The following is a 21,935-nucleotide window of genomic DNA, read 5'->3' as shown; positions in this document are numbered from 1 at the left end:
AATATTGCTGCTGTTGATGTGCAATGTGCAAACTGAGAGGCAGATTTTGTGTTTTTCTCAGGTTGATTTGCAAACTGAGAGGCAGTCGAAGAATGAACGTAGACCCCCGAAGTGACTATATATGGTCTTTCGGGGGTATATATGAGTGGTGCAGATCATGGGCACTGCCTCTCAGTTTGCGAATTGTGTTATGACCATGTGTTGTCGGTGTGGCAGTATGCGTTTACTGTTGATCACGTTTACGGTCGTGGATGAACAGAGAGGCAATGAGGCAGACCGCGCACACAATAGCCACATCGCGGAACGACGCGCGCATGCCAGCGGCAGAGGCTGCGGCCTCATCCATGCCGGATCGGACGGCGCTCGCCGCGTGCGTGTTCATGATGGTGATAAGTAGCGCAATAGCCATAGCACCTGAGGTCTGGCGCATTGTATTGTTCATCGCAGTGCCGTGCGGAATGCGCTTGCCGGGCAATTGATTCAGTGCGGCGGTGACCAGCGGCATTGAACTGAATGCGGAACCAGCCAGTAGCACCGTAAAATACAGTGCTGGTTGCCATACTGGCGTGTGCTCATTCATCGTGGCGAGCAGCACCGCGGCCACGGTGAGCAAACTGAAACCAATCAGGGCGATCGGCCGCCCACCAATACGGTCATACAAGCGACCAGCCACCGGATTGAGCAGGCCCATTACGATACCTCCCGGCATCATCAGCAGTCCTGACTCCAGTGCATTAACGCCAAGATCATTCTGTAAATACAGCGGCAGCACATTTTCAATACCAATAAATGAAGCGAAGCCAATCACAGAAACCGTCAAGCACAGAGAGAACATTGGAATCGCAAAAATACGGAAGTCAAGCATCGGCTGATCGAGCCGCAACTGCCGGGTGATCAGCAATACCAGCCCGACCACGCCGATTGCCAGAGAAATCAGCACCGTCGCGCTAGTCCAACCGGCTTTACCAGCGTCAGAGAACCCAAACAGCACACCTCCGAAACCGAGTGTGGACAACACCACAGACAGCACGTCAATATGCGGATGCGTTGGATTTCCCACGTTATACACCGTGAACCATGCGGCAACAAGCACGCCGCCAGCGAGTGCGACAAGAATAGCGAACATCCAACGCCAGCTAAGCCATTCGACCAATAGGCCGGAAACTGTGGGACCGATTGCAGGTGCGAATGCGATCACCATGCCGAACATGCCCATTGCTTGACCGCGACGTTCGGGCGGGTAAACGCGGAATAATACAGTTTGCAGTAAGGTCATCAGCACACCGGCGCCGCACGCTTGTAAGATACGTCCGGCAAGCAGCAGCGCGAAGCTTGGCGCCAGTGCGCAAGCCAGCGAGCCGACGAAGAACATACCCATCGCGTAACCAAATAATTGGCGCGTGGTGAATGTCTCAATGAGGAACGCGGTGACCGGGATCATAATGCCGTTGGTGAGCATGAACCCGGTGGTCAGCCATTGCACGGTGCTGCTGGGTACGTTGAATTCGTGCATGAGCGTAGGTAGTGCGGAGATCATCAGGGTTTGGTTAAGAACCGCGGCGAATGAGCCGATCATCAGCGTGATGATCATGGCAGCTGTGTTGTGTCGAGTCGAGGTCATATGTGCATACCTCCTAGAACATCGGGTGCAAATTCAACGGGCACATCGCATGTCATTGTAATTATGCTGACCGGACTGAGGCGCGCCTGACTTCCAACTTCGGTTGTCGGATGCGGCCACAATATGGGTGTGGGCTGTTCACGAACAACCGCAATTTCGCGTATTCGTGAACAGTTCACACCCACATAGTTCGCCTAGTTCGCCACGTAGCCAAATCAATCAGACTGGTATTAGGGTCGATATAAGGAATCCGTAAGGATGATATGACAGTTGAAACGCGTAAATCTATCATGACAGTTAGGTCATCGATTAGGTCATCTCTCGAAGAGTGAATCGCTATCAAGTACGAGAAAGCATGGTGATTGCGATGGACGATATTGCATCAATCGGCGCATCTGCTGTCATATCAGCGAGTCTGAAAACAAGTCTGCATAAGAGTGAGCGTCAAGTCCCAGCAATTTGCACGCATCACTTGACCAAACGATACGGCAAAGCACGCGGTATTGAAGACGTGAATCTCACGGTCCAACAGGGCGAAATCTTCGGTTTTATCGGACCGAACGGCGCAGGTAAATCGACCACCATCCGTACACTGCTTGGACTCATCCGAGCTACAAGCGGCGACGCGTCTATTCTTGGCCTCGACTATGTGCGCGACCGTACGCGCATTCTCGAACAGGTAGGCTACCTGCCTAGCGAAGTGCATTATTACGACGGTATGCGCGCTCGCGATCTGTTGCAATACGCGGCGAGCTTTTATCGTGTTGACTGTTCGCGCCGCGCTCAAGAACTTGCATTGCGACTCGACCTTAATCTCAACCAGAAAATCGAAGACATGTCGCTTGGCAACCGTAAAAAAGTTGGCATCGTGCAAGGACTCATGCACGAGCCGCGTCTCATTATTCTCGACGAGCCAACCAGTGGACTCGATCCGCTGATGCAGCGCACGTTTTTTGACATCATCCGCGAAGAACAGCAGCGTGGTGCGACGATACTGTTTTCGTCGCATATTTTGTCGGAAGTGCAACGTATCTGCGATCGGGTGGCAATTATTCGCGACGGTCGCATCGTTGCGGTGCAATCGGTATCGCAGCTGCGACAGTCTGCAGTGAAACGAGTGACACTTACGCTAACGAATAGTAACGTTGCGATGGCGCGGCGCATGTTGACGGCCATGACAGGCGTACGTTCGCTGACTGTGGATGGTGTGAGTGGTGACGACGCTGCTGCTCATACTGCGGTTTCGTCCGTATCATTTTTGTACGAGGGTGACTGCAATGCGCTCGTCGCTGCGCTCGCTAACTTGACGCTCGCGGACATTGAGATTGCTGAACCGACATTGGAAGAAGTGTTCATGCATTATTATCAGCCGACTGGTGTAGCTGATTCCGCTGGTGCAGTTGGCTCAGATAGTTCGGCTGTGACTACTGACGTGTCTGACTCGGCTGGCAAATCCGCTACATCGTCATCGGCTGACACTGCATCTACGCCACTTTCCGCATCGTTGCGATCGGGGTCAGCGCAATGAACGTTTATCTATTCGAGCTAAAAACGCAATTACGTGCTTTCCTTCTTGGCGCAGGCACCTTGCTCGTCGTGACTGTGCTGTTGTTAGCGGGTGCATATCCAATCTATCGCGGCTCCAAAGCGAGTGTTGAGCAAGTTATCGCTGGATTTCCGCCGCAGTTCGCCGCCCTGTTCGGGGTGAGTAACGACATATTTTCGTTCGGCGGGTTCTACCGATTCAGCTCGTTGTATCTCATGCTGATAACGGCAATCATGGCCACTGCGTGGGGGTTGTCGATTTTTAGTCGAGAACAACGGTCAAAGTCGACTGATTTTTTGTTTGTTATGCCAATATCGCGTAGGCAGCTGTATCTTGCCAAACTTGCTGCCGGTCTCACGCTAGTGGTGATTGCTATACTGCTCTATCTTGCTACTATCGGACTACTGTACGGTCTATATCGCAACGATGCTACTGCGATGGCTATATCCTTGCCGCGACTGCTCCTTGCTGCATGCTCGCTATTCGGTGTAGCAATACTATTTTTCTCTTTCGGCACGCTTACAGCCGTACTGATGCGCCGTGTTCGCAGCGTATCAGGCATCGCTACGGCATTTGGTGTCATCGGTTTCATGCTGGTATCACTGCCGGAAATGACTGGCGACAACAAGTATCGCATCGTTGCGCCTTTCACATGGTTCAATATTGATGAAGTACTCACGCACGGGCGGTACGAGGCTGGTTACATCGCGCTTGCAGTTGTGGTTACCTTGATCTGTTTGATCGTGGGCGCATTAGTGTATGTGAGACGTGATGTGAATGCTGTGTGATGTGGTATGCATCTGTCTGATGAGACTAAGCCTGTCTGTGTTGGCTATTGGAACATTGCTGTAAACGCAAGTTTTGTGAGAAGGGACGAAACGCGATGAACATCATGGTTTCCATCGCTATGCGTGAGCTGCGAGCTAACGTCAAATTGCTGCTCGGCTGGAGCGCTGTGATCGTACTGTTTAATATCGCTGGCGTGATGAAATTCGAAGGTATTGCTGCCGGCGATCCCGAATCAGTACGCGCGCTGACCGACGCATTTCCTAAAGTAGCGCTCGCTGTCATGGGTATCGCAGACCTCGATATGTCAACATTCGCTGGATACTATGCGGTGCTCGAATTCTACACAGGCATCATGGTTGCAGTGATCGCAGTCGCATTCGCGCGCAATGCAGTATCGCGTGAGGTCGTGGACGGTACATACGAGTTCCTGTTCGTGCGCCCGGTGACGCGTGGCAGTATTCTGATCGCAAAATTTACTGCCGCATTGCTTGACATGGTTGCTATTGCGGTGGTTAATCTCGTCTCGTCAATCGCATGCTTGCGATTACTGAAGAACGCTCCTGCAGATGGTGCGACGGTGGTGTGGCGATTTTCACTGTGGCTGCTGGTGATGATGCTGATATTTGGTGCGATCGGTGCGTGTGCGGCGGCTGTATGCGCGCGTCCTGAACGCGGTGCAGCTATTGGCAATGGGGCGGTGATAGTGGCGTACGGTGCGGGCGTAGTGTATGACATGTTTTCTGATCATGATGCGTCGGTTGTAGCTCGCATATTGTCGCCGTTTCGTTACGTTACGCCGGGTGAGGTGATACGGGGTGATACGATGCCGTTACCGTTTGCTGCGCTGACTGCAGTGATCGTGGTGATTGGTGTGATGAGTGCGTTTTATGCGTTCTGCCGGCGTGATTTGAGTGTGGAATGATGGAGCTGATTGTCTGCATGTGATGAATACGACACGCCGGTGGTTGCGTTGTGTGGGAATGGGAGTATATTAGCCATCTGTTGCATGAAACATGGCAGCGACTGAGCCTTGCCCCTGTAGCTCAGTTGGTTAGAGCAGCTGACTCTTAATCAGCGTGTCCAGGGTTCGAATCCCTGCGGGGGCACCCTCTGAAAGCCTCGACCGGTCCCCGGTCGGGGCTTTCTTGTTACTGGTGCGGGGTCGTGGCAGAAAATGCTCACTGAGTGCTTCTCAGTGAGCATTTTCTGCCACTCGTGTTGGGTGTGTGGCGGGCTCGTGTCAGTGTGTGGCGGTTTTCTCTCGCTGAGCCCACCGTCAGCGAGAGAAAACCGCCACGCGTATTCTTCATATTTCAGCGCCGCCCCACCTTCGTGTTGCGCGCCAACGCGGCTGGCAGCAGAATCATCATCGCTTGCGTGATATTGCGCCGATCCTCCGGGCTCAGTCCCACATACGCGCCAAGCATTTCCGGAATTGCCTTCGCTCCGGCAGCCATCATATCGCCAATATTATTCGCGCCGCTGGCCTCCAATACAGCGAATAACGCATCCACCGCGTGCTCGCGCTGCTCCTGAGACAATCCAGCCATCCACTTGTTCAGCGACTCATTAAACAGCCGCGAACTATGTGCCAAATCCTCCACTTGCACAAATTCGCCGCCGCACATCTGCCATGAAAACGAAAAATGCTGCATCACGCCTTGAACATTCGACTTCACTACTGTGCAACGTTCCGGAGTCTCCAAAATCATGCCGATAATCGACGAATCTGGCACAATCTTTACAATACGGTCCTTCACTGTGCTGTATTCGTATCCGTGCACCACGTCTGAGGGAAAACCGGGGCCGTCTAGCGAATAGATCCGCATCACTCGATCGCGTATGTCATCGCTCACGTTCATTGCCGCATATACAGCCAGATTGCCGCCTTTCGAGTGACCAGTCAACACGATCGGACCGTCCCACAGTTCGGCCACTTGTGTGAGATACTCGGCTGCAGATACTTGCGCGGGTACTGGATACTGGAAGGACATATTGAAATCTTCCTTCCAGCCGACCAGCGAATCGTCAGTGCCGCGATATGCGACGACGAGCGTACCGTCAGGTAGCCGGTAGGTGAGTGCAGCGAATTGTGTTTGCGTATCGAACCGCGCGCGATAGGCGCTCATTTCAATGTTTGCGAACCGTGGATTAGCAGCGCACGCGCGGTAAAAGTCGTGGGTGAGTTGCGGATCGACAAGTCCGATTGCGTTCACATCGTGGTCGCTGATGACCATATTGTTGTGCAGTTCGCGATCGGCTGCCGTGATAGTCGTACCGTCGAACGGCGGATGCTGCAAGTTGCGCAGTGATCGGATTGGATGTCGCCACGATACCGACCGTAAACGCGCACCAAAAGTACCGTATCGTTCAAGTAGCGTGTCGAGACTGGGGACGCTGTCTGGTACGTCATCGTAGACGAGAATAGCTAGTGCAAGCGCGTCGGCGGCGCGCAATGGCAGGGTTGCGAAGCTGCGTGTTTCGGTGCGGGCATAGTCGGCGATGTTACTCATGACGCACCTCTTTCGTTGCGAAACCGATTGTGGCTTCACTAAAGCATCTTAGTGAATGATGATTATGTTGGCAGCGAATGGACGGTAATCGATGTGGTTTGTTCGACGTTTTGTGTGAAATTGGCGTGTTGCTGTGTGATTTCGGGTTTGTGATGGATGGTTAGATTAGGGGAGCTATGTGTCTCAAAAGACCGTGATGGCAGTACGGCGTGTCTCCAGTAATACCAAGGATTTACACTATTCTCGTTGGTGGGTGATTTGCGTTCGTGGATGTAGTGGTGTAAATTGTTCACTCGTTGCCCTTGGGGTGACAAATTGCGGACATAGCTTAGTTGGTAAAGCGCAACCTTGCCAAGGTTGAGACCGCGGGTTCGAGTCCCGTTGTCCGCTCTCGTTTTGCTTGCGCGCTAATTATGTGGTGTGTGAGGAATGCGGACCCGGGCGGTTGGCGCAGAGGTAGCGCACTTCCCTGACACGGAAGGGGTCACAAGTTCGAATCTTGTATCGCCCACAATCATTGGTGAGTAATTGCTGATGAACGCGGATCGGACGCGAGTCTGGTCGGATGCGACTGGGTGATTGGCGCAGCGGCTAGCGCACTTCCTTCACACGGAAGGGGTCGTAGGTTCGATTCCTACATCACCCACGCATATTATGTGCTTCGGGGCTATAGCGCAGCTGGTAGCGCATCTCCATGGCATGGAGAGGGTCAGGGGTTCGAATCCCCTTAGCTCCACTTAAATAAAGCCGGTCCATGTGACCGGTTTTTGCGTTGGTAGCGCACGCGGTGTCGGGGTTAAGGTCAAGGTTAAGGCCCAAAACGTGGGTCTTAACCACGGTCCTCGTTCCCGCGTGGCAGAAAACGCTCACTGACGGTAGTCTGAGCGAGCAAAAACCGCCACTACTACTGGTGCGTGGCAGAAAACGCTCGCTGAGCATGGCCTAAGCGAGCGTTTTCTGCCACGCACATCGGCCTAAGGCGGTTTTACCGGTCAGGTCGGGGCCTATCAGACTATGCTGGCAAGTATGCAGACACAGTTTCATGGTAAAGCGAAGGCGTATGACAAGGCGCGTCCGGGCTACCCTCATGAGGCGATACAGTATATTGCGTCGCTCATGCCGCGTGATGCCGCGGTTGCGGATATTGGTGCAGGCACTGGCAAGTTCACGATACCGTTAGCTCAGCTGGGATACGCGGTGTATGCTGTCGAGCCGGACGCTGATATGCGTGGTGTGCTGACTGATGCGACGCGCGACATTGCACGCATCACGGTGCTCGACGGTAGTGCAGCGCACACTGGTTTGCCGGATAATAGCGTGGATGTTGTAACGTGCGCGCAAGCGTTGCACTGGTTTGATCATGATGCGTTTCTTGCCGAGTGCGCGCGTATCGCTCGCAACCATATGTTCCTGCTGGTATCGATATATAACAGTACGTCGTTCGACTCGGCGATGATGCGCACATCGCGTGAGACTGCCGCTGTCTCACCTGACATCGGTATCAGTGCGCGGCATTTTCGTGAGACAACGGCAGCGTTTTTCACGCATCCGGTAATTTGTCGATTTGCGAATCCTATTCATTACACGCGCGATGCGTGGCGCACATATATGGACTCGCATTCGCATAGTCCGTTACCTAGCGATCCAGCGTATCCGTCACACCGCGCGTGGGTCGATGCAATTTTCGACGCACGCGCGGTAGATGGCATTATGACTGACGACAATGTGACGATGGTCGCGAGTGAATGGATACACGTCGCGTGAGTTACTGCAAGCAAGCCTCGATATTGTTGCCGTCAGGATCGTGGATAAACGCGGCATAATATGTTGGACTATAGTTCGGACGCGGACCGGGCTGACCATTATCTACGCCACCCGCGGCAAGCCCTGCTGCGTGGAACGCTTTAACGACATCCTCGTTCGCCGCGTGGAATGCTAAATGCGTTGGCACGAGTGGGTTGCCGTCTTTTGGCGATTCCAGCCAGACACTATCGTTGTCTGCCTTATTTGCGAAGCACACTGCACCCGGGAACTCCGCCACTTTTGTATAGCCCAGCGGTGCTAGCAGTTGTTCGTAAAAACCGGCGCGTTCGTTAGCATCTTTGACAAACAAACCAACATGATCGATCATGACAGCCTCCTTTAGCTAGTTGTCATTTGCTAGTATAGCTGTCTGTGCGCAGCGAATCATTCTCAATAAGAAAAGTGTGAGGATTGGCCTTGTTGAAATGAACATACCATACACAAAAACGCCAGTATTTCGCCACTTTTCGTAATGTGCGATTGTGCGATATTGTGCGTTTGACTCACACTTTTCTTATTGAGAATGATTCGCTGCGCACCAAGTTCAGTCCATCACCCCCGCGTCGGGTCCTTTTGCAGTGTCAAAAACACCAGCGCCACCACCAGCAGGATAGCAATCGACAGCACGCCAATCGACGCATTGCCGGTCAAGGTCGTCGTAGTCGCAACCAAAAATGTCCCCAAAATCGACGCAGTTTTGCCAAAGATATCGTACAAACCGTAATACTCGTTCGCGTGCTCCTTAGGAATGATCTTGCCGTAATACGAGCGTGACAACGCCTGAATACCGCCTTGGAACATACCTACCAAAATAGCCAAAATCCAGAATTCCACAGCCGCGCGCAGGAAGAACGCGGCGAAGAACACGATGCACATATAGGCAATCACTGCGGCCACAATCATCGGCTTGCAACCGAAACGGCCTGCCAGTCGGCCGTATAAAATCGCGCACGGGAACGCAACAAACTGCGTCACCAGTAGCGCCACTACGAGCTGCGTCGAGTCAATGCCAAGCTGCGTACCGTACGACGTGCTCATCGAAATTACTGTGTTTACCGCGTCAATGTAGAAGAAGAACGCGATCATGAACATCCACAGCGGCTTATTTTTTACCAGCTTGCGCAGTGTGCCAGCAAGCTCAGTAAACGTGCCGGCAATCGCTTCATGCGCGTGCTCCCGCGTCGCACGATAGTGCACCTGCGTGTAGCTCGTCAGCAGCGGCACAGTAAACGCCACCCACCAGATCGCGGTAATCACAAACGCGGCACGCGTGCACGCAACCGTCGACCAGTTAAAGATCGCCGGACCGCCGAAAATCAGCGCAATGCAAATAATAAACGGTACAGTCGAGCCGACATAACCCCAGCCATAACCGTGCGACGACACTTTATCCATACGTTCGTTGGTCGTCGTATCGATCAACATTGAATCGTAGAACGTGAGCGAACCGTTCAAACCGATCGTTGCAAGCACGTACACGACCAAGAACGGCAGCCACGTCAGCGGCAGTGCCATTGCGCAGCACATGACCACGCCGGTGCCGAAGAAGCCGAGGAAGAACTTGATTTTCATACCTTGCACGTCGGCGATCGACCCAAGCAGTGGCATGAGCAGTGCGATTACTAGCGATGCGATCGTCTGCGCATACCCCCATGCCGACACGATGTTACCGTCGGCCGGCATGAGCGATTTCGCGTAAATTGGGATGACGGCGGTGCTCAACAGCACGAACGCCGAGTTACCGACATCGTATACGATCCATTTTTTCTCGCGAGACGTGAGCTTTGCGGATGCAGCGAGAGCTGCAGGCGTCGTAGTTGTGCGTTCAGACATAGCCCCATCGTACGGTGCTGTGATGGACGCGGCAGACGGTCGCAGGTGAACGGCTGATGAATTATCGTGAGTTTTCGCTCGCGTCGACAAGCGCGATCGCATCCGTATACGACGGGCAGCTAGGAACGCCGCCAATCGAGCGTTGAATCGCGAGCGAGGCTGCCGCGTTTGCGATCTGTACCGCGTCGATAAGCGACCATCCGCGAGCCAGCATCGCACACAACGTACCAGTATGCGGTGCGCCAGCTGACCGTGTGTGTGTTGCTTTTGTCGGGTATCCTTCCACATGCACGACTTCACCGCCTGGCGTGCGCACCCACGCGCCACGAGAGCCAGCGCGGACGACCAGAGGTGCGCGCAACGTTTCGCCGAGCGCGCGGCACAGTTCGGCCATCGAGCGATCGAAGCCGCCGCCCACGGTCAGTGAAGCTTCGTCGTTGCGCAAGATGCCGAGACGATCGGCTAACGTATTCGCTTCCTGCCGGTTGCATGACCAGATCGGCCGCGCAAGGACGAGATCTTCGAGCAAGTGATCGTTGACGAGTGAGAGCGTATTGGTTGGGTTGAGGACGATCGTAAAGTCACGTCCGAAAGGATCGTTGCTGGCGTGATGCATGAATTCGTCGACACCGGCGGCAGTGTGATCCATTAACGTGTTGCCGCTGATGTGGACCACGTCACCGGTGGCTGGTTCTACGCAGTTGAATGTAGTGTCGTCGCCTTGCGCTTCTGCACCATACGTGGCGATGTATGTTTTGCGACGGTCTTCGTCGGTGAGCACGAGACGGAATCCGGAATCGGTATCGAGACGATCTTGCCCGATGTGCTCGATACCGTTGGCGGCAAGTGCGTCGCGCACGATGGTAGCCCACGGGCCGGTACCGATGATGCCAGCGTGTTTGGCTGGCGCTCCCATGCGTGCGGCGGCTTGCAGCACGCGGTAACTGCCGCCGACTGTTGCGTTGGTGTGGTCGGATACGGCAAATCCTCCGGCTTGTGGGATGGTATTGACATCCATCATGATGTCGACCCAGACGTGGCCGAGCGATATTACTGCGTGGGAGTCTGGAGAATCTTGGGTGGACTGGTTGGCGTGAGTGAACTCGGCAACACGCTCTCCGATTCGACTGAGCATGGCATCCTCCTTGATTGCTATGGGTAGCTCGCATGAGCCACGCCTAATTAGTCACGTTGTACAACAAGTGTATGTACGTTTGCTGAACGCGGCAATAGATACTAAGTATGATTATGCTTGTTTTTGCGTTGTCCGACGGCATGCGCTATAGTAGTGAAGTTGTGTGTTCGTGCTGTACGGTACACGGATGGTGTGAACACAAGACTTGCAAGTCAAAGAATACTATAGGGAGTCCATTATGGCAGCTCGTTGCGCAGTGTGCGGCAAGGGACCGCAGACCGGTTTCACCGTTTCGCACTCACATATCCGCAATAAGCGCACCTTCCGCCCGAACCTGCAGCCGGTTCGCACCACGATCGACGGCGAAAACGTCCGCGTTCGCGTGTGCGTCAAGTGCCTCAAGGCTGGCAAGGTTCAGCGTGTGGCCGCGTGAGTCGCGAGAATGCAAGCGTAAACCCCGGTAGTCGCAAGACGCCGGGGTTTTCTTATGCGTGGTGTCGTGTTGCGGGGATATTGGCGCTGGTGTAGTGGCGGAAAATGCTCACTGAGTGCCGCTCAGTGAGCATTTTCTGCCACTCGCATGAGTGCGTGGCGGTTTTCGCTCACTGAGCGGCACTCAGTGAGCGTTTTCTGCCACGCGTGATGGGGTGTGATGGGGTGTGATGGGGTGGTGCGTGACGGGACGGGACGGGGTGTAACGGGACGTGGTGCGTGTGACGCGTGCAGCGCAGGAGGACGGCTCAGTAGCAAAGGATCAGAGCCACAGGCATAAAGTCCGCTTGTTTCACCACAATAGAACGTTATGAGCATTTCACTAGACACCCCAATATCGTCATTGCTGGCGAATAAGCGGCGTGTCGGTGCGCTCAAATCGTTAGGTATCGTATCGATCGGCGACGCGCTAACATACTACCCGTTCCGTGTCACCGAACCGGTACCATCGCGAGCGCTTCGCGAAGCTCGACAGGGCGAGTCAATGGCGTTTGCGGCAATCATTCGATCTGTGCGTGTCATACCGATGAACACGCGGCGCGGCTACCGTCTCGAAGCGCTTGCTGACGATTCGGATTTCGCGCGTACACGCGGTGTGGCCGGCGCGCTCGCACGACTCACGTTTTTCTCATATAAAAAACAGTACGTTGATTGGCTAAGCATGCGGCTTCGCGATGGCGCATGCATCGTCGTATGCGGCATGCCGAGCGAGTACAACGGTCAACTGCAGTTCACACATCCCGAGATTGTGACGGTTGCGCCGGCCCATGATATCAGTATGAGCGGCATGTTTATACCGGATTCGTCGTCGCTGAAATATGATGCGGATACGGTCGACGAGGGCTTGCGTCGCGTTTGCCGACCGCGCCCGGTCTACCATGCGACATCGCGCATCTCTAGTGAACATATTCACGAATCGATTCTCGGTTTCCTGCATGCACTTGCCGGCGAAAACGACACGTCAACTGTTGCGTCCTCTGAGCTGACTGTATCTGCCGCAGCCTTTGCGCCCGCGATCGCCGACATTGTTCCCGAATCAGTACGCGAAGCGCGCTCGCTCATGCACCGCGCCGAAGCGTTCGCTGCGATCCACAATCCGCAGTCAACCGCCGATTTTGCGCGCGGTATTGAGACGTTGAGGTACGAAGAAGCGTTTATCTGCCAGACCGCGCTACTACAAGCGCGTCGAGATGCACATCATGCGGTCGCCGAGCCGTGCGCGGATACGACGTTACGCGATACGTTTATCTCGTCACTGCCTTTTGCGCTCACACATGGGCAACGTGAAGTGATTGACGATATTGCGGTCGATATGAATCGTAACTATCCCATGCAGCGGCTCCTGCAAGGCGAGGTCGGCTCTGGCAAAACGATTGTCGCGCTCGCTGCGATGTTGCAAGCGGTCGGTTCTGGCCGTCAAGCAGTGCTGGTGGCGCCTACACAAGTGCTTGCGGAACAGCATGTGACTACGATACGTGCGATGGTTGCTAGGTTAGCTGGAACTGATCAATTGGACGGTCTGTCGGATAATACTGATGTTGCCGATAGCTCCGCCGTTCCGGTTATTTTGCTCACTGGTGGTATGAAACTCGCCGCTCGCCGTCGCGCACTCGCTGCAGCGGCCAGCGGTCGGCCGTGCATTATTGTGGCTACGCACGCCGCTTTTTCTAAGACCTTCCAAGCTCCAAATCTTGCGCTGGTGGTGATCGACGAGCAGCATCGGTTCGGCGTGGAGCAGCGCGAATCACTGCGCGCGAAAGCTGAGAAGACGCCGCATCTGTTGGTGATGACTGCGACGCCAATCCCGCGTACAGCTGCTATGACATGGTTTGGTGACCTTGATATTTCATGGTTGACTGAACTGCCTGGCGGTCGCAAGCCGATTCGTACGTTTATTGTTCCTGAAGCTGACGGTCACACGATGGGGAGCATGTTCGCGCATATTCGCCAGCGTCTCGACGCGGGGGAGCGTGCGTACGTGGTGTGCCCGCGCATTGATGCGGATGAGCCGGCGGATAACGACGTTGACGTGTACGCTGAATCCGACGCGATGAGGGCCGACGGTCGTGGGGCTGGGAATACAGCTGCTGGTGACGCTGTTGCCGCGGCTGATGATGATGGTCGGCAGCGTCCGCCGTTACATTCGGTTAGCGAGATTGTCGCGCGACTGTCGTCGTTGCCACAGTTTGCGGGGATTTCGTTCGCTACGTTGACTGGGCGCGACGATGATGAGACTAAAGCGCGCGTGATGGCTGATTTTGCGAGCGGCAAGACGCCGATTCTGGTGGCGACTACGGTGATCGAAGTTGGTGTGGACGTGCCGCAAGCAAGCTGTATCGTGATTTTTGACGCCGATCGTTACGGCTTGTCACAGCTGCACCAGTTGCGCGGTCGCGTGGGTCGTGGTGGTACGGATTCGTGGGCGTTCCTGATTTCGCGTGCCGATCCGGATTCGCCGGCGGCACAGCGACTGAGCGTGATTCAAGGCACGTTGGACGGTGCGAAGATTGCGCAGGCTGATCTGGAGTTCCGCGGCGCAGGTGATGTGCTCGGTGACGCGCAGTCTGGCGGTGTGTCGAGTCTGAAGTTATTGCGTGTCGTCAAGGATGCGAAGATGATTGCCGATGCGCGTGAGCGTGCGGCGCGGCTGCTCGACGACGATCCGACGCTGGCTGGTCAAACACAGCTTGCCGGCGCGGTACTTGACTTTACTCGGGGTAATGAGACGTTTTTGACATCGTCGTGAGTGTGATCTGGGGGCGTTGCTCGCTACAGTAGACGGCATGCGCGTGATTTCTGGACGATTTAAGGGTGTGGCGTTGACGACGCCGAAAACGGGTACACGGCCCACTACCGACCGCACGAAAGAGGCGATTTTTTCGCGTCTCGACTCGTGGGATGTGCTCGCTGATGCCCGCGTGCTTGACCTGTTCGCAGGTACTGGCGCGCTGGGCATTGAGGCGTTGAGTCGTGGCGCTCGTGCGCTTGTTGCTGTTGAAGCCAATGGTCCGGCGGCTGCGTTGATTGCTCAAACATTGACTACGCTCAAGCATAACCGTTCGTGGCAGGCTGACATGTCTGCGCGCGTGATTAAAGCGAAAGCTGAACGATTTGTAGCGCCGGCATCTGGACATGCTGAATCATTTGACGTGATTTTTATCGATCCACCGTACGCATTTGCGACACAAGATTGTGTGAGTCTGCTGGCCGACTTGGTTGAATCTGGTATGGCGGAGGACAATACATTGATCGTGCTCGAACGTTCAGCTCGCTCTGATGAGCCGACTGTTCCTGCTGGATGGTGTATCAGCGAGCGGCGTGATTACGGCGAAACCGCTGTGTTCTACATCGAATCAGCGGAGGAAAACACACCTGACTCGGCTCAGTAGTTGCGAGCTTGCGCGTAGACGATTTGATTCCTCTCAGCGCGAAATCGGTGTGGCGTATCGTGCGTATCTCGTATCGTGATATTCGAGTGATATATCTCAGATCGAAATATATCAGATGAATATATGGTGAACTGATGTCACGCGATATAAGTTGGCGTCGTCTCCACAGCATGAAAGGAATCATCATGTCGAACTTTGTCGAGGAGCTGCAGAACCGTCGCTCGCAGTACGCACTGACTAGCGCATCGCCGATCAGCGATCAGGAAATCGTCAAGCTGATTGAAGATGTCACCGTAGCCGTGCCGAGCGCATTCAACTCGCAGCCGCAGCGCGCGGTTGTGCTGTTCGGTGATGCTAACCAGAAGCTGTGGGATATCGTCAAGGAGACCCTGCGTAAGGTTGTCAATGACGATGAGAAGTTCAAGGCTACCGAAGGCAAGATCAACGCATTCGCTGCTGGCCACGGCACTGTTCTGTTCTACGACGATACCGACGTGACCAAGTCCCTGCAGGAGAACATTCCGGCCTACGCCGCCAACTTCCCGGGATTTGCACGCGATGCTGCCGGCATGCTCCAGCTCGCCGTGTGGACTGCACTGGCAGACAAGGGTCTTGGTGCGTCGCTACAGCACTACAACCCGCTGATCGATGAGGCTGTTATTGCTGAGTTCGGTCTGCCGGCAAGCTGGAAGCTACAGGCGCAGATGCCGTTCGGTACGGTCGCTCAGCCTGCCGGCCCGGTTGACAAGCAGCCGGCCGACGCTCGCGTCAAGGTTTTTGGTCTGTAAATAGGTCAAAGTTCACGCGATGGCATTGTAACGTTATGATGCCATCGCGTGAACTTAGCGTATTAGGCATTTCGAGTGGCGCAACAGTGTGGAGCGCAAACCATAATGTCGAGTTAGAGACGCCGAGGGTGGGGGCCTGAAACCTCCCAACCTAAGGCAATCAGAGTTTTGCGGTCAGCTTTGTCAAGTGATGCACAATCCAGTCGCTCGATAAGATCGGGGCGGATTTCGTTCGTTCGTGCGAGTGCTTCGTCGCGGCGGAATCGGTCAACTTTGCCGTGGTCTCCAGACAACAGCACGTCGGGCACGCTAATGCCGCGCCACTGCGCCGGCTTCGTATATTGCCGATGTTCAAGCAGCGCATTGGCGCCGGTATATGATTCTTCGACGATGGAGTCGGCGTTACCCATAAAACCGGGCAGCAAACGTGTAATCGCTTCCAGCATTACGGATACGGCAACTTCGCCGCCGTTGAGCACATAATCGCCGATCGAATACTCGCGCACGTCCACACCTTGCGCGCGATAATACTCGGGAATGCGCGCATCGTAGCCTTCGTAACGGCCGCATCCAAACAGCAGATGATCGGCATGGGATAGTTCCGTTGCGTCGCGCTGCGTGAACAGCGGCGCAGATGGATTTGGAAAGATGAGTACAGGAGCGGCCGTGCTATCTGTGGATACATCATCAACTTCGGTTGTCGATTCCGAAGTGCTGCTGTCTAATCCCAGCAACTCATCAAGGCATTCAGCCCATACTTCAGGTTTCATCACCATGCCGGCGCCCCCGCCAACCGGGGTGTCGTCCACAGAATGATGCACGTCATGGGTCCAGTCGCGTAGATTGTGCGCGTGCACTTCGACGAGTCCCTTGGCTTGCGCTTTGCCGAAGAGACTCAAGTTCAGCACGTCGAAGTACTCGGGAAATACAGAAACGATGTCGATCTTCATGAACTCCTAGCCTAGCGTGAGGGCTGGCACGACGACGCTGAGACGGCGGGGTGTTACGCACGTTGATCGGCGACCATGCGGGCGTAGGTGCCGCCTGTGGCCATCAACGACTCGTGCGTGCCCTGTTCGACAATCCGCCCGTGCGAGAACACAACGATGAGATCGGAATCGCGAATCGTGGAGAGTCGATGTGCGATCACGATACTCGTGCGACCTGATGTCATGCGAATCATCGCGCGACGAATCGATTGTTCGGTCACCGTATCGACCGCACTTGTCGCTTCGTCAAGAATCACGATGGGCGCGTCAGCAAGCAGTGCTCGCGCAATCGTGAGCAGTTGTCGTTCGCCCTGACTGAGTGCACTGCCGCCACCAGTGAGTACGGTATCATACCCGTTTTCAAGTCGCTCGATAAACCCATCCGCGCCGGCTGCGCGCGCCGCATCACGAATCTGATCGCGTGTTGCATCGGGCCGCCCGAACGCAATATTCGCAGCAACTGTATCCTCAAACAGTGATGGCTCTTGCAATACGCTCCCAAATGCATGCCGCAAACTGGTCATCTGATAATCGCGTAAATCTCGCCCATCGAGCAAAATTCGTCCAGCATCTGGATCGTAGAACCGTGTCACGAGGTTCACCATCGTTGTTTTACCGGAACCGGTCTGGCCAACAAACGCAACGCGCGATCCGGCTGGAATCGTCAATGACACATCGTGAATCACCGGGTGATCGGGATCGTATCCGAACGAAACATGATCGAATACAATCTCGCCATTCGGACGATCGACCGACACGGCATCAGCTCGGTCAGCAGGTTCCGGTTCCTCGTCCATGATCTGAAACATGCGTTCCGCACCAGCCACTGCAGTCTGGAACGTGTTGTAAATATTCGCAATGTCGACGAACGGACGCGAGAACTGCCGTACATAGAGCAGAAAACTTGACACCACGCCGATGCCAATAGCTCCGCGCGCCGCCATCACGCCGCTGACCACGGCAACGAGAAGAAAGCCGAAATTATTGATCGCATTCGACAGCGGCATCATAAACCCCGACCATGTTTGCGCACGCGTCGCCGTGACGCACAGTCGCTCATTTAACCGCTCGAAATCGTCGATCATCGCCTGCTCTTGACCATATGATTTCACCGTCGCCAAGCCGGAAACTGTTTCCTCCACATGCCCGTCGAGCTCGCCGAGCACGCGCTGTTGCGTCGCAAACAGAGGTCGCGTGCGTCGTGTTACCGTGCGTGCGAGTAGCAGCACCAGCATCACCGAAACCAATGACACTGCCGTCAGCGGCACGCTCAGCCAGAGCATGCATACGAGCGTGCCGACAATCGTAAACGCGTACACCATAAGTTGTGCGAGTGAGTCAGAAATTGTGGAGCTGATATTGTCCACGTCGTTCGTGAGTCTGCTCATGAGCTCGCCATGCTGATGCCGGTCAAAGAATCGCAACGGCAAGCGTTCCATCGCCTCGAACAGCGAAAGCCGCAAATGCAGCACGATACGCTGGCCGACCGCAGCCATCATCCACTGTTTGCCAAAATCAATCAGCCAATCGGCCACATACAGTCCGGCGAGCAGTGCGAGCACGAATACAACTGACGTGCGAGCGGAAATATGGTCGATGACCATACCGATGAGCAACGGCGAGAGCACCGACGAGGCGGCGCCCAGCCCGGAAAGTGCGAATACGCGACCGAGACCACGACGGTGACCGCGCGTGACGTCAAGCAGCCGGCGCAATGTGCCGTGCATGTCGTGCGGTTTGACGACAGGTGCGCCTCGGCGAGCCATGCCGCCGCCGAACTGCGGTCCGGTTGCGCGGCGATCGAACGTTGCGCTAGGTTGTGCAGCCGATTGCGCGGGGGAGTCACTCATGCCGGTCACCTCCCAACTGAGACGCGCTGATCGCTTGGCAGAGCTCGCATGTGCGCATGAGTTCGTTGTGCGTGCCGATGCCGGCGATATGACCGTTATCCATGACGATGATGCGATCGGCCGTGCGTACGGTAGTGATACGTTGCGAAATAATAATGACGCTCAAGTGGTTTGGCTGAGCCGGTGCCGCAGCAGCCGTCGAAGTAGAAGTTGCGTTCGGACTTGCAGCGGTCAGCGAACGCAAATTCGCAAGCACCTCGTGCTCAGTAACCGCATCAAGCGCGCTCGTGCAATCGTCGAGAATAAGAATGTGTGGGTTGCGTACCAGTGCGCGAGCAAGATTAATGCGCTGCTTTTGCCCACCTGACAAGTTCACGCCTCCCTGGCCCACGCGCGCATCATAGCCGCCGGGCAAGGTCTCGATAAACTCGTCGGCACACGCGAGATGAGCCGCGCGGCGAATACGTTCGGCGTCCGCTTGCGGATCACCCCACTGCAAATTCGACCGAATCGTACCGGTAAACAATACCGGCTGCTGCGAAACAAGCGCGATCTGCGCGCGCAGCTCATCCACATCCCATTCGCGTGCGTTTCGTCCGTTGATCATAACCGTGCCAGACTGTGGATCGTACAGTCGCGCGATCAACGATACGAGCGTTGATTTACCGGAGCCAGTTGGTCCGATGATACCGAGCGTTGCGCCGCGCGCCATCGTGAACGTTATGTCACGCAAAGCTGGAACTGCGGACTGTTCGTACGTGAACGTCACGTTGTGCAAGGTGACAGCAGATGATGACGTCGGCAACATCACATCATTGCGATCTTTCGAGTCGGACTCGTGGGAAGATGTTGCGGATGCGAACTCGTTTGGACAGTCGAATATTTCTTTGATGCGCGCGGCCGATGCGCTCGCTCGCGTGGCTGAATTGACGATCATCGACACGCGATTCAGCGCGAACAAGACTTGCGTCATATAGTTCATGGACGCCATAAGCGCGCCGATCTGTGCCGCATGCTGCGATCGTGACAACCACAACATGGCGACAATGCCCATATTGACACTCAAGTTAATCAGCGGACCGAACGTAGCGTTGACGCGTGTTGCAGAGACATTCGCATCTGCGAATCCGCGTGCTGCCGCACCAAATCGAGCACGTTCGGCGTGTTCCATCACGAACGCTTTGACAACGCGAATTGAACGCAAGAACTCACGACTGACGATACCGAGTCGGTCGAGCGCGCGCTGCACACGTAGGAATCGAGGGAAACTCAAGTGCATATTCGCCCAGATCAGCAGCGCGGCGATGATCAAAATGACTGCTACGGTCGGCGTCTGCTCAGGAATTTGAATGATAATCAGTGCGATTGCGCCCACACAGGTGATGGGAGCTTTGAGCATAATGCGCATAAGTCCCTGTGCAAAATTTTGGATTTGCACCACATCATTTGTGATGCGCGTAATAATCGCGCCAGGTTGGAGTCGGTCTACTGTGTCGAATCCGAGTGCCATGACTTTGCGATAAGTGTCGGATCGAATATCACGGCCGATAAGCTGCGAGGCGCGCGACGCGTAAATATTGCGCATAGCAGCCGCACCTGCGCCAATGAGGGCGACAGCGAGCATGAGTGCACCCCAACGCAATACCACGCCAACATCCGCATGGACCACGCCTTGATCGACGATCATCGACATCAAGGTCGGCTGTAGAAGATCGCCAATCGTTTCGATAAGCAAAAATCCGGCGGCAGTGAGTGCCATAACCCAGTGCCGCCGGACATAATGGAATATGAGTCGCATGATCGCCTCCCGTTAGGTAAGACGATACTATACCCTGTGCTGTGCGAGCCGAGATATGCTAATTAGGATTCCGAACCTTGAGCTAGTCCTGGAATCAGACCGCCCGGCGGATCGATGGTCAGATACTGCTCATCGAGATCAATATCGGGCACAATCTCATCCACGAATGGCACCAGCGCAGAAGACTCAGTCACTTCGCCAGTGGCAGCATCGCGCACAGGATGCTCAAGCCGTACTTTCAGTAACGATTGGAATCCGTCAAGCACGTCCACGACAGTGCCCACGACCTGACCATCCGGCAGTCCGAGTCCGTTATGCTCAGCCAAACGAACTTCCAAGCCGATCAGATCCTTCGGATACCACGCATCATCCTCAAGCATCTCATCCGGGTCATCAGCCTCGCCGAACAATTCGATACCGTTAAGCGCTTCTGAATCGTCGCGCGTATCGATGCCTTCAAGCTTGAGAATCCAACGAGCTTTGACAGAACGGGAACGTTCCACAATGTACTCAGTTTCGCCATCGCGTGAGTACAGTACGGAACCGGGAGCGAACCGGTATTCCGGTTCGTCCGTAAAGCTGTAGACGTTCACTTCGCCTTTGAGCCCCTGAGCGCGTCCGATACGACAGACCCTCAGCAGGTCAAGCTGCTGAGGGTCATCGGAGTGTTGTTCACGCACCACGTCGGGGTTCACCTGCGCACGTCCATAATGTCAACGCGCACCTTGTGATCAGACAACGCCTGAATCACGGTACGAATCGCATTCGCGGTCCGGCCGTTGCGACCGATCACGCGGCCAATATCCTCAGGATTCACACGCACGCGAAGAAGTTCGCCGCGCGGATTCTCATGGGACTTAACCGAGACATCGTCAGGAAAATCGACGATGTTCTTAATAAGGTGTTCCACAGCCTGTGCGAGCATAATCACTCAGCCTGCGCTTCCTCAGCAGCGGCAGCCGGCGCTTCTTCAGCAGCGGCAGCAGCTTCGGCCTCAGCCTTAGCCTTTGCAGCAGCCTCAGACTTAGCAGCCTTCAGCTTCTGAGCTTCGTTCTCAACGGCTGCAACGCGAGCAGCGGCATCCGGGCCAGCAGCAGCGGTCTTCAGGGTGCCTTCAGCACCGTCAAGACCCTTGAACTTCTGCCAGTCACCGGTGATCTTGAGCAGGTTCAGCACCTGCTCGGTCGGCTGGGCGCCAACGCCGAGCCAGTACTGAGCGCGGTCAGACTTAATGTCGATGGTCGAAGGCTGGGTGTTCGGGTTGTACGTACCGATCTCTTCGATGGCACGGCCATCGCGCTTGGTGCGCGAATCCATGATGACTACGCGGTAGAACGCGTAGAACTTCTTACCCATGCGCTTCAGACGAATCTTGGTTGCCAAAATGGC

General features: G+C 55.1%; 19 protein-coding genes and 5 tRNA genes. 13 read left to right on the top strand and 11 right to left on the bottom strand.

Features of this window, described 5'->3' with window-relative positions; translation table 11 throughout:
• Positions 1-223: 223 nt before the first annotated feature.
• Positions 224-1,621 carry an MDR family MFS transporter gene (locus BHAP_RS05155; protein WP_094729663.1) on the bottom strand — a complete coding sequence of 466 codons (1,398 nt, stop codon included), beginning with the start codon at positions 1,619-1,621 and terminating at the stop codon, positions 224-226.
• Positions 1,622-1,976: 355 nt separating this feature from the next.
• On the opposite strand from BHAP_RS05155, the gene BHAP_RS05150 reads away from it, so the two are divergent.
• The 4 genes from BHAP_RS05150 to BHAP_RS05135 all read left to right on the top strand — a co-directional run bounded on the left by BHAP_RS05150 (position 1,977) and on the right by BHAP_RS05135 (position 5,062).
• Complete coding sequence (locus BHAP_RS05150; RefSeq protein ID WP_244569308.1) at positions 1,977-3,149, top strand: ABC transporter ATP-binding protein; 1,173 nt, start codon at positions 1,977-1,979, stop codon at positions 3,147-3,149.
• A complete protein-coding gene (locus BHAP_RS05145) occupies positions 3,146-3,955 on the top strand; it encodes an ABC transporter permease (protein WP_094729662.1) in 810 nt (269 codons plus the stop codon). The genes BHAP_RS05150 and BHAP_RS05145 overlap by 4 nt, the downstream gene beginning before the upstream one ends.
• A 95-nt stretch (positions 3,956-4,050) precedes the next feature.
• On the top strand, positions 4,051-4,878 hold the full coding sequence (locus BHAP_RS05140; RefSeq protein WP_094729661.1) for an ABC transporter permease subunit: 828 nt from the start codon (positions 4,051-4,053) through the stop codon (positions 4,876-4,878).
• Positions 4,879-4,988: 110 nt separating this feature from the next.
• Positions 4,989-5,062, top strand: a tRNA-Lys gene (locus BHAP_RS05135).
• 207 nt (positions 5,063-5,269) lie between these two features.
• Here BHAP_RS05135 and BHAP_RS05130 read toward each other — a convergent pair.
• The gene (locus BHAP_RS05130; RefSeq protein ID WP_094729660.1) at positions 5,270-6,469 is read right to left on the bottom strand and encodes a DUF2974 domain-containing protein; all 1,200 of its coding nucleotides are present in this window, start codon (positions 6,467-6,469) and stop codon (positions 5,270-5,272) included.
• A gap of 317 nt (positions 6,470-6,786) precedes the next feature.
• Here BHAP_RS05130 and BHAP_RS05125 point away from each other — a divergent pair.
• From BHAP_RS05125 to BHAP_RS05105, 5 genes are all read left to right on the top strand, one after another.
• Positions 6,787-6,859 (top strand) — tRNA-Gly (locus tag BHAP_RS05125).
• Between the two features lie 49 nt (positions 6,860-6,908).
• Positions 6,909-6,980: transfer RNA gene (locus tag BHAP_RS05120), tRNA-Val, on the top strand.
• Between the two features lie 62 nt (positions 6,981-7,042).
• Positions 7,043-7,115 (top strand) — tRNA-Val (locus BHAP_RS05115).
• Between the two features lie 17 nt (positions 7,116-7,132).
• Positions 7,133-7,205: transfer RNA gene (locus BHAP_RS05110), tRNA-Ala, on the top strand.
• A gap of 290 nt (positions 7,206-7,495) precedes the next feature.
• Positions 7,496-8,233 carry a class I SAM-dependent methyltransferase gene (locus BHAP_RS05105; RefSeq protein ID WP_158216436.1) on the top strand — a complete coding sequence of 246 codons (738 nt, stop codon included), beginning with the start codon at positions 7,496-7,498 and terminating at the stop codon, positions 8,231-8,233.
• Position 8,234: 1 nt separating this feature from the next.
• On the opposite strand, the gene BHAP_RS05100 is transcribed toward BHAP_RS05105, so the two are convergent.
• From BHAP_RS05100 to BHAP_RS05090, 3 genes are all read right to left on the bottom strand, one after another.
• Positions 8,235-8,600, bottom strand: a complete 366-nt coding sequence (locus BHAP_RS05100) for a VOC family protein (RefSeq protein WP_094729658.1) — start codon at positions 8,598-8,600, stop codon at positions 8,235-8,237.
• Between the two features lie 224 nt (positions 8,601-8,824).
• A complete protein-coding gene (locus tag BHAP_RS05095; protein WP_094729657.1) occupies positions 8,825-10,105 on the bottom strand; it encodes an MFS transporter in 1,281 nt (426 codons plus the stop codon).
• Between the two features lie 61 nt (positions 10,106-10,166).
• Positions 10,167-11,240 carry a PfkB family carbohydrate kinase gene (locus BHAP_RS05090; protein WP_094729656.1) on the bottom strand — a complete coding sequence of 358 codons (1,074 nt, stop codon included), beginning with the start codon at positions 11,238-11,240 and terminating at the stop codon, positions 10,167-10,169.
• A gap of 238 nt (positions 11,241-11,478) precedes the next feature.
• Here BHAP_RS05090 and rpmB point away from each other — a divergent pair, with 238 nt between their 5' ends.
• The 4 genes from rpmB to BHAP_RS05070 all read left to right on the top strand — a co-directional run bounded on the left by rpmB (position 11,479) and on the right by BHAP_RS05070 (position 15,909).
• Positions 11,479-11,673, top strand: a complete 195-nt coding sequence (rpmB, locus tag BHAP_RS05085; RefSeq protein WP_033518842.1) for a 50S ribosomal protein L28 — start codon at positions 11,479-11,481, stop codon at positions 11,671-11,673.
• Positions 11,674-12,042: 369 nt separating this feature from the next.
• On the top strand, positions 12,043-14,478 hold the full coding sequence (locus BHAP_RS05080) for an ATP-dependent DNA helicase RecG (RefSeq protein WP_094729655.1): 2,436 nt from the start codon (positions 12,043-12,045) through the stop codon (positions 14,476-14,478).
• A gap of 37 nt (positions 14,479-14,515) precedes the next feature.
• Positions 14,516-15,121, top strand: a complete 606-nt coding sequence (rsmD, locus tag BHAP_RS05075; protein ID WP_094729654.1) for a 16S rRNA (guanine(966)-N(2))-methyltransferase RsmD — start codon at positions 14,516-14,518, stop codon at positions 15,119-15,121.
• A 185-nt stretch (positions 15,122-15,306) separates the two neighbouring features.
• Positions 15,307-15,909 (top strand): nitroreductase family protein, encoded by a 603-nt coding sequence (locus BHAP_RS05070; RefSeq protein WP_094729653.1) that lies wholly within the window; start codon positions 15,307-15,309, stop codon positions 15,907-15,909.
• Positions 15,910-16,022: 113 nt separating this feature from the next.
• Here BHAP_RS05070 and trmD read toward each other — a convergent pair whose 3' ends face one another.
• The 6 genes from trmD to rpsP all read right to left on the bottom strand — a co-directional run bounded on the left by trmD (position 16,023) and on the right by rpsP (position 21,929).
• Positions 16,023-16,859, bottom strand: coding sequence for a tRNA (guanosine(37)-N1)-methyltransferase TrmD (gene trmD, locus BHAP_RS05065; protein WP_094729652.1), 837 nt, complete (start codon positions 16,857-16,859; stop codon positions 16,023-16,025).
• Positions 16,860-16,912: 53 nt separating this feature from the next.
• Positions 16,913-18,748 (bottom strand): ABC transporter ATP-binding protein, encoded by a 1,836-nt coding sequence (locus BHAP_RS05060; RefSeq protein ID WP_211279689.1) that lies wholly within the window; start codon positions 18,746-18,748, stop codon positions 16,913-16,915.
• Positions 18,741-20,546 (bottom strand): ABC transporter ATP-binding protein, encoded by a 1,806-nt coding sequence (locus BHAP_RS05055; protein ID WP_094729651.1) that lies wholly within the window; start codon positions 20,544-20,546, stop codon positions 18,741-18,743. Before BHAP_RS05055 ends, BHAP_RS05060 begins: the two co-directional genes overlap by 8 nt.
• 62 nt (positions 20,547-20,608) lie before the next feature.
• A complete protein-coding gene (gene rimM / locus BHAP_RS05050; RefSeq protein ID WP_094729694.1) occupies positions 20,609-21,229 on the bottom strand; it encodes a ribosome maturation factor RimM in 621 nt (206 codons plus the stop codon).
• An 8-nt stretch (positions 21,230-21,237) separates the two neighbouring features.
• Positions 21,238-21,471, bottom strand: coding sequence for an RNA-binding protein (locus tag BHAP_RS05045; RefSeq protein WP_094729693.1), 234 nt, complete (start codon positions 21,469-21,471; stop codon positions 21,238-21,240).
• Positions 21,472-21,473: 2 nt separating this feature from the next.
• Positions 21,474-21,929: a 30S ribosomal protein S16 gene (gene rpsP, locus BHAP_RS05040; protein WP_094729650.1), complete on the bottom strand. Its 456-nt coding sequence runs from the start codon at positions 21,927-21,929 to the stop codon at positions 21,474-21,476.
• Positions 21,930-21,935: the final 6 nt, after the last annotated feature.

Source organism: Bifidobacterium hapali, from assembly GCF_002259755.1.
Taxonomy (GTDB): Bacteria; Actinomycetota; Actinomycetes; order Actinomycetales; family Bifidobacteriaceae; genus Bifidobacterium; species Bifidobacterium hapali.
Note: the sequence above shows the minus strand (reverse complement) of the source record. Positions and strands in the feature narration are given on the sequence as shown.